13 protein-coding genes and 2 pseudogenes are annotated in these 15416 nt (G+C 53.1%); 2 read left to right on the forward strand and 13 right to left on the reverse strand.

What is annotated here, in order from left to right:
• Window positions 1-319: 319 nt before the first annotated feature.
• Both eat and AACY42_RS14340 read left to right on the forward strand, forming a co-directional pair.
• Window positions 320-1684, forward strand: a complete 1365-nt coding sequence (gene eat / locus AACY42_RS14335) for an ethanolamine permease (protein WP_339480189.1) — start codon at window positions 320-322, stop codon at window positions 1682-1684.
• Window positions 1685-1808: 124 nt separating this feature from the next.
• Window positions 1809-1976, forward strand: coding sequence for a DUF2897 family protein (locus AACY42_RS14340; protein WP_014337248.1), 168 nt, complete (start codon window positions 1809-1811; stop codon window positions 1974-1976).
• 153 nt (window positions 1977-2129) lie between these two features.
• Here AACY42_RS14340 and AACY42_RS14345 read toward each other — a convergent pair whose 3' ends face one another.
• The 13 genes and pseudogenes from AACY42_RS14345 to AACY42_RS14405 form a co-directional block, all read right to left on the reverse strand.
• Entirely contained in the window at window positions 2130-2981 is an 852-nt protein-coding gene (locus AACY42_RS14345; RefSeq protein ID WP_339480191.1) for an urea carboxylase-associated family protein, read from the reverse strand.
• Between the two features lie 159 nt (window positions 2982-3140).
• Entirely contained in the window at window positions 3141-3476 is a 336-nt protein-coding gene (locus tag AACY42_RS14350; protein WP_339480193.1) for a ComEA family DNA-binding protein, read from the reverse strand.
• A gap of 114 nt (window positions 3477-3590) precedes the next feature.
• Window positions 3591-5585: a polysaccharide biosynthesis protein gene (locus AACY42_RS14355; RefSeq protein WP_339480195.1), complete on the reverse strand. Its 1995-nt coding sequence runs from the start codon at window positions 5583-5585 to the stop codon at window positions 3591-3593.
• A gap of 114 nt (window positions 5586-5699) precedes the next feature.
• Window positions 5700-6018: pseudogene (locus AACY42_RS14360) on the reverse strand (glycosyl transferase); the annotation flags it as partial.
• Window positions 6019-6158: 140 nt separating this feature from the next.
• Window positions 6159-7346, reverse strand: coding sequence for a BNR-4 repeat-containing protein (locus tag AACY42_RS14365; protein WP_339480196.1), 1188 nt, complete (start codon window positions 7344-7346; stop codon window positions 6159-6161).
• Between the two features lie 197 nt (window positions 7347-7543).
• Window positions 7544-8722, reverse strand: a complete 1179-nt coding sequence (locus AACY42_RS14370) for an O-antigen ligase domain-containing protein (RefSeq protein WP_339480198.1) — start codon at window positions 8720-8722, stop codon at window positions 7544-7546.
• A gap of 136 nt (window positions 8723-8858) precedes the next feature.
• Window positions 8859-9351 (reverse strand): annotated as a pseudogene (locus tag AACY42_RS14375) (polysaccharide biosynthesis protein); the annotation flags it as partial.
• Between the two features lie 146 nt (window positions 9352-9497).
• Entirely contained in the window at window positions 9498-10676 is a 1179-nt protein-coding gene (locus AACY42_RS14380; protein WP_339480199.1) for a DegT/DnrJ/EryC1/StrS family aminotransferase, read from the reverse strand.
• 86 nt (window positions 10677-10762) lie between these two features.
• The gene (locus AACY42_RS14385; protein WP_339480201.1) at window positions 10763-11380 is read right to left on the reverse strand and encodes an acetyltransferase; all 618 of its coding nucleotides are present in this window, start codon (window positions 11378-11380) and stop codon (window positions 10763-10765) included.
• Window positions 11377-11970 carry a sugar transferase gene (locus AACY42_RS14390; protein ID WP_339480203.1) on the reverse strand — a complete coding sequence of 198 codons (594 nt, stop codon included), beginning with the start codon at window positions 11968-11970 and terminating at the stop codon, window positions 11377-11379. Before AACY42_RS14390 ends, AACY42_RS14385 begins: the two co-directional genes overlap by 4 nt.
• Window positions 11967-13193: a glycosyltransferase family 4 protein gene (locus tag AACY42_RS14395; protein WP_339480205.1), complete on the reverse strand. Its 1227-nt coding sequence runs from the start codon at window positions 13191-13193 to the stop codon at window positions 11967-11969. The genes AACY42_RS14390 and AACY42_RS14395 overlap by 4 nt, the downstream gene beginning before the upstream one ends.
• Entirely contained in the window at window positions 13190-14281 is a 1092-nt protein-coding gene (gene wecB / locus AACY42_RS14400) for a non-hydrolyzing UDP-N-acetylglucosamine 2-epimerase (protein WP_339480206.1), read from the reverse strand. The genes AACY42_RS14395 and wecB overlap by 4 nt, the downstream gene beginning before the upstream one ends.
• Window positions 14282-15400 (reverse strand): glycosyltransferase family 4 protein, encoded by a 1119-nt coding sequence (locus tag AACY42_RS14405; RefSeq protein WP_339480207.1) that lies wholly within the window; start codon window positions 15398-15400, stop codon window positions 14282-14284.
• Between the last annotated feature and the right edge of the window lie 16 nt (window positions 15401-15416).

Raw genomic sequence — 15416 nt, forward strand, 5'->3', positions numbered from 1 at the left:
GCAGAAGATCTCCTGTGGGAGCGAGCCTGCTCGCTATGACGCCAGAACAGGCAACGTCGCCCTCAACTCGCTCCCACAATGGCGCTGTTGTGAATACAAAATCCGTGTTCGCAGAAGATCTCCTGTGGGAGCGAGCCTGCTCGCGATGACGCCAAAACAGGCAACCTCGCCCTCAACTGGGGCACAAAACCCAGCCATCCGGCAGCGAACATCCCCGATACGACACGATTTCACCCATTACGACCGCCCTCGCCACACTGGCACGCCCACTGCACTGCCCCTCCCCAGCGCTTTTGCTATGGATCGAGGGGAGCCACCGATGAACACACAACTCAAACCCACCCTGGGCGCCCTGCATTTATGGGGCATTGCCGTCGGCCTGGTGATCTCCGGCGAGTACTTCGGCTGGAGCTACGGCTGGGGCGTGGCCGGAACGCTGGGCTTTTTGGTGACGTCATTCATGGTCGCGGCCATGTACACCTGCTTCATCTTCAGTTTCACCGAGCTGACCACCGCCATTCCCCACGCCGGCGGGCCGTTTGCCTACAGCCGTCGAGCCTTCGGCGAAAAAGGCGGGTTGATCGCCGGGCTGGCGACGCTGATCGAATTCGTCTTCGCCCCGCCGGCCATCGCCCTGGCCATCGGCGCCTACCTGAACGTGCAATTCCCGGCCCTGGACCCGAAACACGCGGCGGTCGGGGCCTATATCGTGTTCATGGGCCTGAACATCCTCGGGGTGAAACTGGCCGCGACGTTCGAGCTGATCGTCTGCGTCCTGGCGGTGGCCGAACTGCTGGTGTTCATGGGCGTCGTGGCCCCGGCGTTCAGTTTCAGCAATTTTGCCCTGAACGGCTGGGCCGGTTCCGATGTGTTTGGCGCACCGGCCATTGCCGGCATGTTTGCCGCGATTCCCTTCGCCATCTGGTTCTTCCTGGCCATCGAAGGCGCGGCCATGGCCGCCGAAGAAGCCAAGGACCCGAAACGCACGATTCCCAAGGCCTACATCAGCGGCATCCTGACTTTGGTGTTCCTGGCCATGGGCGTCATGTTCATGGCCGGCGGTGTCGGCGACTGGCGCACCCTGTCGAACATCAACGATCCCCTGCCCCAAGCCATGAAAACCGTGGTCGGCGAAAGCTCCGGCTGGTTGCACATGCTGGTGTGGATCGGCCTGTTCGGCCTGGTGGCGAGTTTCCACGGCATTATCCTCGGCTACTCGCGGCAATTCTTCGCCCTGGCCCGCGCCGGCTACCTGCCTGCCTCCCTGGCCAAACTGTCACGCTTCCAGACGCCGCACCGGGCCATCATCGCCGGCGGACTGATCGGCATCGCGGCGATCTACAGCGACGGCCTGATCAACCTCGGCGGCATGACCCTGACCGCCGCCATGATCACCATGGCCGTGTTCGGCGCGATCGTCATGTACATCATGAGCATGCTCAGCCTGTTCAAATTGCGTAAAACCGAACCCAACCTGGAGCGCACCTTTCGCGCGCCGGGCTATCCGCTTGTACCCGGCATCGCCCTGGTATTGGCAGTGGTGTGCCTGGTGGCGATGGCGTGGTTCAACGCGCTGATCGGGCTGATCTTCCTCGGCTTCATGGCGGTGGGTTTCGTCTACTTCATCCTCACCGCACAACTGCGCGCGGACGCTCCCGCCGATGCGATGCTGACCGGGCTTTGAGGTGAAGCCAACCGAACGGGCGTAGTATGGAACCACTGCGAACAACCTTCGCTCATAAGTGGTAGGTGCGATGGATCGGCGAAACGTTCGCCCGTCCATCGCCCCCCCCCTCAAGGAGAACCCTATGCCCTGGTATGCCTGGTTGATTCTGATCGTAGCAATCGGCTCGATCGTGGGTGGCCTGATGATGCTGCGCGACACCGCCCACAAGGTCGAGTTGACCGATGAGCAACGCAAGCGCGTTGCCGAACGCAATGCGGAAATGGATGCGAAGGAAGCCAAGGATCGTTGATCTGCTTGTGTGGCAAGGGAGCTTGCTCCCGCTGGGTCTGTAGGAGCTGTCGAGTGCAACGAGGCTGCGATCTTTCCCCTATAAATTGAGTCTGGAGCGAAGATCAAAAGATCGCAGGCTTCGCCAGCTCCTACAAAGCCAGCGCCTACTGCATCACCTTTCCCAATCCGCCTTGGCGATATGCAAGCCATGCAACCCCTTGTACGCTGCCCGCTCAGGCTGGCTCCAGCCTTCCAGCAATGAATCCTCCAACCGATAGATCTCAACCCCCAGCGGACGACAGACGCTAAGGGGATCCTGTGCATCAGGCCCCCACATCGCCAGCGAAAGGTCACCACCCGGGCAGGTGGACAGGGCGCACAACAGATCGATCTCGGCAAAAAACTCCAGGTAATCGCCCTTCTGCGCCGGACAGGCCTTCATGAAGTACATGTCGTCATGATTGAGCCCCGTGCACTGGAAAATATTCAGCACGTCATGCACATCGAACTCGGTCAGGCCGTGGGGTAATACCGCACGGGTCAGGTTCGAGTGGCAATGATGGTGAAAATCCTCGCCGGTCAGCATCCTGTTCACGTACGGATCACAGCGCGTACCCAGCAGATCGTGCAACCGTCCACCATGCTCGTCGATGCCATAACCGGCCAGACTGTCATCGGTAATGGTCACCAATGGCCGCAGGAATGGCAGGTTCGACCACAACCGATCATGGGTGCTGACATGGGCGCCCTGAAGCTGACGAGTACGCGCCGCCCACAAGCGCTCCCGCGGATCATGGGCGTTCCAGACGTTGAAGTCCCCCACCTGCGGGCCCACCGGAGTGGTGACACGGAACACATGACCGGCAGGTACGTGCCAAGCGCGACCGGTGCGGATGGGCACCTCGAACTGCTCGATCAGGGTGCGTTTGTCCTGCTGGGTGCGGATGCGGTCGTAGAAGGGTGCGTCCACTTGCAGGGCTGAGCCTTTGCTGACCTGGTAGGCGGCTGGGTAGTTTTTGTGCATGGGGTGGGTCCTTGATCTGAGGTGATTGCCGGGAACGAAGCTCCAAAAGGGGATGGTCGAACCTGCACCAAGACGCATCCGAATCATCGTTTTAGGTGGCATTGGACCAAAACGCAAAAAGGCCAGTCATATTCGACCGGCCTCTTTCACCATCACACCTCAGTTCACTTCCAGCTTGTCACGATTCCTGTCGAGAATCGCCTTGCCAATCCCCTTGACCTCCAGCAACTCCTCTACCGAAGAGAAGGCTCCATTACTCTCACGATACGCAACAATCGCCTCAGCCTTGGCCTTGCCTATCCCCGCCAGCTCGCGTTGCAGCATCGCGGCGTCCGCCACGTTCAGATCCACCTTGGCGCCTTGCGGTTTAGCCGAAAGTTCCAATGCCTGCGGCGCAGCCGTCGTCTCGGGCTTGACCGCGGGCGCAGCGATAACAGCTATAGAGGCGCTGGTCAGAAGGGCAAAAACCAGAGAGTAGAAATAGCCTGTACGCATAAGTGACGCTCCATGACATCGTTAAGAGAGAAGCAGCTTTTCCGAAGCTGCTCCTCAAACTTAGGCAATGATGGGGGGCTGTCAAAAGTGTGTACGTTACAGGGTGTGTAACAATCAGGGTTCCAGGCGACGTTGCTGGTAGATCCAGTCGACGATCTCGCCGTCCGGGGCGTAGCCACTGACGGTATCGCGCAGCAATTGACGGACTCTGGCGTAGTCATCGTGTTCGATGGCAGCCAGCAGCTCCGCCAGCCGGACCTTGAGCACATCCCATGGTAGGTGATCTTCGTTGGCGCTCATGATCATCGGATGCGGGGTCGCGACAACGTTATCGCCAATCAGCAACTCCTCGTAAAGCTTCTCGCCAGGACGCAGCCCCGTGAACTCGACTGAAATGTCGCCATGAGGGTTCTTTTCCGAGCGAACACTCAAGCCAGACAGGTGAATCATCTTCTCCGCCAGCTCGACAATCTTCACCGGTTCGCCCATGTCCAGTACAAACACATCCCCCCCCAAGCCCATGGAGCCGGCCTGAATCACCAACTGTGCGGCCTCAGGAATGGTCATGAAATAACGCGTGATCTTGGGATGCGTAACGGTTAACGGCCCGCCGGACTTGATCTGCTTATGGAACAACGGAATAACCGACCCTGACGAGCCCAGTACATTTCCGAACCGGACCATGGTGAAGCGGGTTTTATTAACGCGTGAGACATTGGCCGTATCGCCAAACAGCACTGGCGCCAGTTCACGGCTCAGGGCCTGCAAGGTCAGCTCTGCAAGGCGCTTGGTGCTGCCCATCACGTTGGTGGGGCGCACGGCTTTGTCGGTGGAAATCAATACAAAATTCGATACGCCCGCCTGCAATGCGGCTTGTGCGGTGTTCAACGTCCCGATTACGTTGTTCAAGACACCTTCGGCAATATTGTGCTCAACCATGGGCACATGCTTATAAGCGGCGGCGTGATAGACCGTGTCGACATTCCAAGTCTTCATCACGTCCAGTAACTTGTGCTGATCGCGCACCGAACCCAGGATAGGCAGCAAGCGGACAGACAACGACTCCCGAGCAATTCGCGGCTCAAGTTCAGACAGAATACTGTAGAGATTGAACTCACTATGCTCGAACAGCAGCAGCGTAGTGGGCTTGAGGGCGAGAATTTGTCGACAAAGCTCAGAACCAATCGAACCTCCCGCCCCCGTCACCAAAACCGACTGTCCGGCGATGCAATGCTCAAGCAAATCTGCTTGTGCAGGCACAGGATCGCGCCCAAGAAGATCCGCAATATCCACTTCCTGGATGTCATCAACCTTGACCCGGCCACTCGCCAGATCCATGAAGCCGGGAACACTGCGCACATGCAGCGGGAAACCTTCCAGCAACGTCAATATTTCACGCCGACGCCCCCGTGACGAAGACGGGATCGCCAGCAAAATCTCTTGCGCACCAGTCGCATCGATCATCTTTTGAATATGTTTAGGCTGGTAGACCTGCAGGCCGGCGATCACCCGGTCTGCGATGCTGCGATCATCATCGATGAACGCGACCGGACGCATCACCCGCCCCATACGCAAGGCGGCGACGAGCTGGTTACCGGCGGCACCGGCACCGTAAATAGCGACTTTGGGTAAGCCGTCGTCACGATTGGTGAAGGGTACATGCTGGGCTGCGGTGAACCAGTCACCGAGGAAATATTGCCGCATCATCAGGCGCATCCCGCCAATCATGATCAGGCTGAGCCACCAGTAATTGAAGATGATGGAGCGTGGGACCACGTTGGTGTGATTGCTGTACCAGTACACGACAAGCGCCAGTAACAAGGCCGAAAGGCTGACGGCCTTACAGATGGTAATCAGCGCGTCGTTACCGAAATAACGCATGACGGCACGATACATCCCGAAGCGGATGAAGATCGGAATTGCAATTATCGGAGCGGATGAGAAAAGCCAAAGGTGCGTCTCGATCGGGGCAGCCAATGCGTCGACGCCCAGCCGAACAACAAACGCCAGCCACAAAGCGAGCCATACGAGAAGGACGTCCATCGCCACCTGGATCGCGCGCTTGTGGCGTCGCGGCAGTCCCAGCAACGCTGTTTTTAATTTATTCATAAACCCTTCACGCACCTCGGTCAACTCCTAAACCCCATCCATTCCTGATAAACGCGGTTCCATCATCGACCGTTGGACAACCGATAAACAAAAACGCGATTTTTCACCTTTAAACTAGGCGTTCTCAAGCTCGCCAGCATGAAATCTGACGGCGAGCAGTACAAAGGTACGCAGGCAATGATTAAAGCCAACATTCCACCCACATTCCACAATACGACACATGCCGTCAGCGGCAACAACCAGAGCATATTAATCGCCACCACTGCTAACGTCACTGCCAAATACCGACCATATTGACGGGAAGCAAACTTAAGCATGGCTATGATGAGCCTCGTAGACTTTTTCGCCTCGCAGCAGGCGTCGTAATAAAGTAACGGTTGCATCGACACGCCCAAGCTGCCTGTAGCAATAACAAGCCCAGGACAATGCCGAGCAAACACTTTCGACGCTGGTGTTGGGTCACATCATGATGATGGGCTCCTGAAGGTAGGCAAGGCGCAGGATAGGTAGAGGGCGAAACCCTTGAGGCTCGCAGGATTTCTTAGATCTAGACCGCCCGAGCGATGCCCCACGCTATGCCAGGGGCATAACGAAAAGCTCTGAGGAGAAGCGCCGAGTCGTCTCTATGGACGGATTTTTCAGCGCGGAAATCATGGGTTTTCCTTGCAAAGTGAAAATCCATGGTGATGAGAAGCTTCCTCGCTCGATAATGGCTTGCGAATTCCCGTTACGAATGTCCTGAATGATCAGGCCACCACCGGGAGGCGAGCTGATTGCGAACGAGCCACTCCCATCAAGTGCGGCACCGCCTGCGTACGTGTGGACAACTGCCTCGGTCAGCGTGACGATTGACTTAACTGATCGATTCTCGACGTCGACAAAAGCAATCTTGCCGACTCCGCGCGTGCCGTCTTGGCTCATTTGACTATATGACACTGCGACATTGTTATCTTCTACCCACCTCGTTTCATAAGGGATGGTGTCGTAAATTTGATCGTCACCCAGGTTTATGGGAATCTCAATCTTCGAAAGGAAGGCATCTTCCGAAATGACTACCGACAGTCCTTCGTGACGCTTATGTTCCGACCTGTAAATGGCATATGACATCGCGCAGCGCCCATCAGACGATGATACCAAAGGGGTCGAATATGGAAAGGTTCCTGCCCCGTAGCCTACAATCTGTACAGGCGTAGACCAAGTCTCTCCGCCATCATCACTGGATCTTGCAACCGTCCTGCGCCACTCACCCGCGCTGCTATTCCCGATGCGCTCTTGTAGTGTATGCATGAGGATTATTCGCCCATCGGGTAGCCCCGCTACAGACGCATAAGTTGATCGTCCGGTATCCAATACACGGATATCTTCCCACTCACCAATGTCTTCAGGACGCTTAGTTCGCATACAATACAATGGAGAAGCGTGATTACTGAAGCAAGCTAGTATATGCCCCTCAAATTGTCCACTCGGAATTCTGATCAAGGCAGGCGATCCATGATCACTCGCGCCTTCGAAACGGGCCATTACATTGACTCTACGAACCAATAGGTCATCCGTTATTTCTGCGACAGAGACCTCCCCACCTGAGGTAATATAGCCGAAACAAAATCCGCCAGTAAGCTCTGCTACTGCAGGTCGGTTGTACCATAAGCTATACGCGTTCTGAATCGTAAGTGGTGCTGGTGGGTTTAATCTACGAATGAAAGGAATCGCCGAAAAAGCGGCGACCACTCCTGCAGAAATAAGAAAGTCTCTACGATTCATCGGTCGCCCATGCCCTGTTCATCAGCCCTTCTATGCCATTGGCACTTGGTATAGATGCACTTGCGAAACTGAAAATTCATTCTATTAGGATCTCGCCTTTAACGAAAATAGCTGCCGCAAGGACCGCAGGTAGCATACCATCGCGACATAGCTTTTCGATGATTTAACTGGCATGCTCTCTGCGGTAATCACGAGAGCTATTTTCGTACAGAGTCTAGACTCGCTTGATCATGGAGATTCACAGGTTTAGAGGATGCGTAGATAGCCAACGCCGCAGGAAGCATCAAATATGTAAAATATTTCCCTACAATCAAAAGCAGTATTGATGTTGCGAGCAATGAAATAGCAATATTTGATTGGTGCGTTGAGCCTCTAAAACTATAATTCACACACCCTTGAATGAACGGAAGGAAAGCCAACAGAGCGAAGAATACCCCACCAACGATACCTGTTTCTTGCCATACCGACATTACATTATGGATGTATCCGCCCTCTTCGTATTCGCCGTACGCGCCAACTATAGGGCTATTAAATATTTTCTCCATGCCTTCGCGAGCCATTCTATCTCGCTCATTATTCGAATTATCTTCCTGCAAGTTAACCAAGGTTGCGACTCTGCTTTCTGGAATGCTAATACCACCAGTAGTCAGCATAATAGAAGACAAACCTATAACCATTGCGCCAATAATGATCAGCGTGAACTTCTTCCTACAAGAAAGAAACTCCAACAACAAGGCAAAAAAAACGTATCCGGCAAACTCACTTCTGGCGGAGTTGATGTATAGACAGGCTAACGCAACAATATGAACACCCATGCGTAGCTGTCGACTTGTTGCGGACCTAACAATAAATACTGTTGCAATGAAATAGCAAAGCGCAAACGTCTGATAGCTAGGGATCTGACCAACGTCATCGGCCATTCCACGGAGTATGAATCGGCCATCCAGGGTAAATGTAAGTATACATATAGAAGCTGCCAACCAACAAAGAAAAATAACGCGAGAGCCTTCTACCGAATGCGAGAATACTCTTTTACACAATGTAAACACCGCCAAACTTTGCAGAACTGAAACCAAATGCCAAGTCATAACACTAGAACCACCAAACACCCCATTCCAGATGACAATTGCGGTGAAAAAAAATAAAAATAGTGTATATGAAAACTCTACGAGCTCCATTCTACCCCTTCGCAGCACGTCCCAAACGCTTAACGGAAACAGTATGAGCAATGACAAAACGCAAATCACACCAAAGTACCCACCCGCAAGAGGAGGTATAATATGACTTGTAACAGCAACATAATAAAGAATGGTACCTGGAAACAACAAGGCAAACAAATATTGTGAAATCTTTAAAAGGGGCAGCTTAATAATCATTAGTTATACATGCCTGTTCGTATCCAACATATCCTGGCGAATGATACCTGTGCGCGAAGTCTAAGTCATGGCCAAGCGCCCGAACCATCCTCACACAACGCTTGCGTCAAAGTTGTTCTCTATACCCTTAGCTAACGGCCGCTCCAGCATCATAAATTGCGACCTTTGGCAAGGTCACGACTGGTAAACGGTACATGCAGACTGGCTGCAAACCAGTCGCCCAGAAAGTACTGACGCTCTATCAGACGTAGCCCGCCGATCAACATCAGGCTTAACCACCAGTAATTAAATACAATTGAACGAGGAAAAAACGCAGTATGATTGCTATGCCAATAGACGACCAATGCCAATATAAGTGATGACAGTGACACCGCTTTACAGATAGCAATAAGCGCATCATTTCCAAAATAGCGCATGACAGCGCGGTACATGCCGAAACGAATAAAAATGGGTATAGCGATGATGGGGGCTGCCAAGAATAACCAGTAGTGAGTAGACAATGGCCCATAGATTTCATCTACACCAAGACGTACGATGAACGCAAGCCAGAGGGCAAGCCAGACCAGCACCCCGTCCGTCACTACTTGGAGTGGGAGCCGCAGCATTCCCGTACGAAGCCTATCCGGCATCCACTTACTCTCCTGACTCCGCCCCAAACCAGCCCCCTTCCAATTGCATTTCATGCATTCGTCCTGCCTGGCCGGTGTAATCTGACCAAAGAAGTCGAACTTGGGTGGTATCACATGTTTTCATGCGCTAGTTATCACCCAGGATTTCATTTCCCAGTGGCGTCGTGCATAACCCTTGTCAGTACTTCGCAAGTCTTGGCCATTTCGGCGTCCGTCAGCGTTGGATGAACCAAGAACATCAGGCTTGTTTCTCCGAGTCGCGCTGCCACTGGCAAGCTCTCCTCGGGTCGCCACGGAGTATTGTCGAAAGCCTTCTCCAGGTAGACCTCTGAACATGAACCCGAAAAGCAAGGCACGCCGCAGGCGCCGATCTCGTTAAGGATCCGGTCTCGATCCCACCCTTCTGCGAGTTGATCCGATTCTACGAAGACGTAACACTTATACGCTGCATGCACGATATCGTTGGGAGTCTCAGGAACACGCATCCCCGGCAAAGCCTTGGCGCAATCCCAGATACGGCGAGCGTTAGCCAGCCGCGACTGGTGCCACTGGGGCATCCGTTTCAGCTGAATCCTGCCAATCCCGCCTTGTACCTCCAGCATCCTCCAGTTGGTGCCGAAGCTCTCGTGCAGCCAACGGAATCCTGGGGCATGCTGTCGCTCATACACGGCTTCCCAGCTCTTTCCATGATCCTTGAACGACCACATCTGGGCCCAAAGTTCACGATCATTCGTTGTAACCATGCCACCTTCACCGGCAGTGGTCATTATCTTGTCCTGACAGAACGACCAAGCACCAATATGGCCTATCGACCCGATCGCCTTGCCCTTGTATCGGGCGCCATGCGCCTGTGCACAGTCTTCAATTACTCGGATCCCGTGTTCAGTCGCCAGGGCCATGATCGGGTCCATATCACAAGGCCATCCGGCAAGGTGAACACAGATGATGGCTTTGGTACGAGGAGACAGGACTGCCTTGATGGTTGACGCATCAATATTCTGCGAATCCGCATTTACATCCGCGAACACAGGGATGGCGCCAGCATTAACGATGCTGGAAACAGAGGCCAAAAAGGTTCGGGAAGTCACAATCACTTCATCACCAGCACCAATTCCCAACGCCTGCAGAGCCAAGTCGAGCGCTACCGTACCATTGGCCACTGCGACCGCATGATCAGTCTCGGCCCAATCGGCAAACTCTCGCTCAAATTGGCGGCACTCCTGCCCAGTCCAATAATTTACCTTGTTGGACAGAATGATGTCGCGAGCGCAATTTGCCTCCTCTTCAGAGAAAGATGGCCACGGAGAAAAGGGGGTATTCAGCATTGAACTATTCCTGATTCGTCAAACTGGCAAGGATGCAAACGGCTTCAAAACGCGGTCTACCGCCACATCACTAAATGGATGGAATTCTATAAGACCCGCGCAGGAACGCCTACCACTACGCAGCCTCCTACAACATCAGCCACGACTGCCGCCCCCGCGCCAATCAATACATCAGCGCCGAGTGTCACCAATTGCTTTACGCAGGCGCCTATTCCTACCCATGCGCGATCACCCACCTCGACCCCGCCGGCAAGCCGAGCACCTGGGCTGATATGAACGGCTTCTGCCAGAACACAATCGTGATCGACACTGCATCCGGTGTTTAAAATCCCGCCCAAACCCACGCTGGCGCCGGCATTCACCACAGCCCCGGCAAAAATCACTGTACCCGCAGCCACACTGGCGTGGCGGCTGACATGAGCTGCAGGATGAATGAGCGTCACCAAAACAGCTCCTCGCTGAATGAGTGCGATCAGCTTCTGTTGGCGAATATTGTTATTGCCAATAGCGACAACAACACCCTCGAATTCACCGATTCGCTCAAACAACTCGCTGCCTGTGCCCACCACCTCCCAGGGACCATTGGTGGTTCGTGAAGGCCATGCATCATCAAAGAAAACAATATCCGACCAGCCACAACATTCCGCAGTATCGGCGACTACTTTGCCATGACCACTTGCGCCAAGTATCGCAAGTTTCTTCATTCCTGGTTGCCCGTGAATTTGGACATGGTGGCTTCTCCGTTAGCGCTGATACCATCTTTTTTTACGACTTTCTTGATCGTCAGAGCGATAATTTTCAAATCTAGCCAAAGGGAGCGATTTTCGACATACCACACATCTAGTTCGAATCTCTCCGGCCAACCCAGCGCATTACGCCCATTGATTTGCGCCCAACCCGTAACGCCTGGCCGGACCTGGTGTCGCAGGTACTGGCGCGTGTTATAGAGCGGTAGATACTCCATCAACAACGGCCTAGGCCCTACTAGACTCATCTCGCCTTTAAGCACGTTCCAAAGCTCCGGCAATTCATCCAGGCTGCTGGAGCGTAGGAAGCTGCCAAACGGGGTCATCCGTTGCGCATCAGGCAATGGTGTACCATCGCGACTATATGCATCACGCATGGTACGGAATTTGACCATTTCAAAAGGCTTTCCACCACGCCCGGGGCGAACCTGCCGGAATAACACTGGCCCCCCTAACCGGCGCTTGATCAGGATTGCCACGATAACTATTACCGGAGACAGAACGATCAAGCCCACCAGGGCACCGAGGAAGTCAATTACTCTCTTCATCTGGTGGGCTCACATGCTTCGTCGAGGCACTGTGCCAGGTTTCTGGCAAGCTTATCGAAACCATGCTCGATTTCGACGTAGTGGCGCCCCGCACGCCCCATCTTTACCCGCTCGGCGCTTGAAAGCCTAGACACTCTGACAATCGCCTCAGCCAGCGCCTTGGGATTACCTGGCTCAACCGTATATCCGGCACCAGAATCTTCTATGGGGTTATTACCTGCATCGCAGCAAAAAAGAACTGGACGCTGGCCCGCCATGAAATCGAACAATTTGTTCGAGCTGATCCCATACTTGAACACTGGTGCATTGATTAGATTGAAAACAAAGGCATCCGCTTGCGCGGCCAATGCCGGAATTTGCCGTTTAGGAACAGGGTCTTCGAAACTTACACGCCTAAGGCCCAACTCACTGGACAGGTTAAGCAAGTCTATCTTGCACGGCCCGTTGCCAATAATTCGCAGTTTAACATGCGACATTTCAGGATCGGCTTCGATGATTTTTTGCGCGCGCAACACATTATCGAGCCCATTGGCTGAGCCATGAGCCCCAAAGTACATCAGCGTGAACTCATCACCAACGGCCTTTTCCTCAAGGCGAGGAAAATCTTCAAGATCGACCCCGTTTGGAATCCAAACAATCTTCTTTGGATCGATTCCCATAGGGACGATGTATTCATGCGCCTTAGGCAGCAATACGACAATCCGCTTGGCACGTTTGTAGAGCCACTTTTCCAATACGCGAAGCGAACGAGCAATTATACTTTTGCGCTCTAACCGCCCCATATCGATCAGCGTTTCCGGCCATAGGTCCCGCACTTCGAATACGAAAGGCACTTTATATCGCCAAGCAAGCATGGCTCCAGCGGCTGCCGCAAAGGGATGAACGCTAGATCCAATGATGACATCAGGTTTGTTCAGTGCGGAAAGCCTGCCAGGCCTAACAACCTGCCAAGAGTATTCGAGCATGTTGCGCATCCGCGCGGTACCATTGCCCTTGTACTCAGACGTTTTTAGCCATAGAAACGGAATGCCGGCATATTCATCAAGTCTGGAGGCTTGAGAAACTTCAAGACGCTGTCGGCCAGACTGATGCTCTACACTGGCCGCAATAATCGAAGCCTTCCAACCATGCGCAGGCAAGTTCTTCGCCAGTTGATAGTGACGCGTGCCACCTGCACCACCTGGCTCTTGCGCGTAGTGGTTAAGAATCCAGACATTCTTCATGCCGAAAGATCCTCTACAAGGCGTCGTACGATCAGTTCTGCCGCATTGCCGTCACCGTAAGGCTGGACAGCTTGACCCTTAGTGCCCACCGCTGCACGAATAGCTGCTGCAACTTCTTGCGACGACTTCGGTGATACCAAGCGATTCCATCCGGCTTCGACCAATTCTATCCACTCAGTTTCATCCCGTAACGTGACGCAGGGAACGCCATAGAAGAATGCCTCTTTCTGAACTCCGCCGGAGTCAGTGGCAATGAGTGCGGCATGCTTCTCGAGCTGAACCATATCCAAATAACCAACGGGGTCGATCAGGTGCAGATTCTGAGGTATATCATCCAATTGCCCACGTTTCTCCAAAACTGCTCTGGTACGTGGATGCACTGGCCACACGATCGGCAAATCGGTAGACAGGTCACGGAATGCTTCGACGATCGAGGTAAGCCGAGCCGGATCATCGGTATTTTCTGCCCGATGAACTGTCGCCAGTACAAAGCCAGCTTCTTTGAGGCCGAGTTTAGACATTACGCGCCCGCTGGCGTCAACACGTCTGCCATGGAACTTCGCGACGTCATACATGACGTCTCCGACTGGAATTATGTTGGCTCTACTTACACCTTCTTTTGTTAGATGCTCTGCCGCCGTTGCGGTAGGGGTAAACATCCAACGGGAAACCCTATCGGTTAGAATACGGTTCACTTCCTCAGGCATCGCAACATTGAAAGACCGCAGTCCGGCTTCCACATGCGCGACGGGAATATGCAACTTCACGGCAGCCAACGCTCCCGCTAATGTGGAGTTGGTGTCGCCGTACACAAGTACAATATCAGGGCGCTCGAGAAGCAATACCTTTTCAACTTCAATCAGCATCCGCCCAGTCATATCACCGTGACTACCACCATGAACATCTAGATGATAGGCCGGCGCACTCATACCCAGCTCACGGAAGAATACATCAGACATATTAAAGTCAAAATGTTGACCCGTATGAACGACGATTTCTTCAACTCCCGGCAACGTGGAAATGAAATGAGAAACGACACTTGCCTTGATAAATTGGGGGCGCGCTCCAATTATTGTCAAAATCTTCATTTACTGCTTAACCTCTAACAAATCGGAATAAAATAGGCAAAGCTTTTTCGCCTCGACGCCCCAGTTATATTTTTCAAGAACAGCTCGCTGGCCATTCCGCCCCATCTCTTCCGCTTCCGCAGGGTGCGCGACCAGATAGTCGATTGTCTTGGCTATTTCCTGAGCGTTTAATGGGTCAACACAAACGCCACACTTACTGGAGTGAATGATATTTCGCCAGAGCGTAAAATTAGAGGCAATCACTGGTAATCCAACAGCCATATACTCGAACATCTTTACTGGCAATGCATCCAAATAGTTCGGGGTAGGATGAAGTGTCACGAGGCCCGCCACTGAACTATCGAGGATCTCTTTAACACCTTGACGATCCAGCCATCCGAGATGGATAACCTTGCGCCATCCTGGCTCAGTCTTAACTACCGACTCAAAGGCAGATTCAGTGAAAACGCCGCCGATTGAAAGGGATACACAGGGCGAGGCTAACCCTATCGCTTGGACGATCTCCCGAATACCGCGAATCTCCCCAAGCCCGCCAATATAAACGACTTGCGCTTTTTTATTTGACCAGTCCACCTTGCCACCAGACAGCTCCCCTATAATAGGATAGTTATTGATGTCAAGCGTACGCACACCGATAGCCGAAAATTTATCGCGTATGTAGGGCGTCGCCGCCAAAACTGCATCAAGCTTTCGACATGCCCACGTTTCGTAAGCAGAGAAAACTTTCGATATAAGGACCCTTGAAACCTTATTTAAATAAGGTTTACCCAATATCTGCTTGGGAACATCCTCATGCGCGTCGAAAATCACCTTCTTTCCAAGCGCTTTCAATTTCAGCCCGGCGGGGATGAGCTCAGGATCATGCAAATGATAGACATCAGCATTAAGTCCCGCTGCTCTTTTGCGAATGATTTTGGTCGTCTTAAATATTCTATTTAGGCGACCCTGCAACTTCCCAACATCGATAAAGGTAACGCCTTCCTTGACCTCATCACCTTTGCCGTCCGCAACAAGAAAATATACCTCATGCCCTGCTTCGACAAGAGTTCTGCATTGCTTTTGAAAGATACGCACATCGTAACGAGAGTGAACGGATGACACATGAGCAATTCTAGCCATGTTATTTATCCTTCAA

The organism is Pseudomonas sp. RL_5y_Pfl2_73, from assembly GCF_963970515.1.
In the GTDB taxonomy this organism is placed as follows: Bacteria; Pseudomonadota; Gammaproteobacteria; order Pseudomonadales; family Pseudomonadaceae; genus Aquipseudomonas.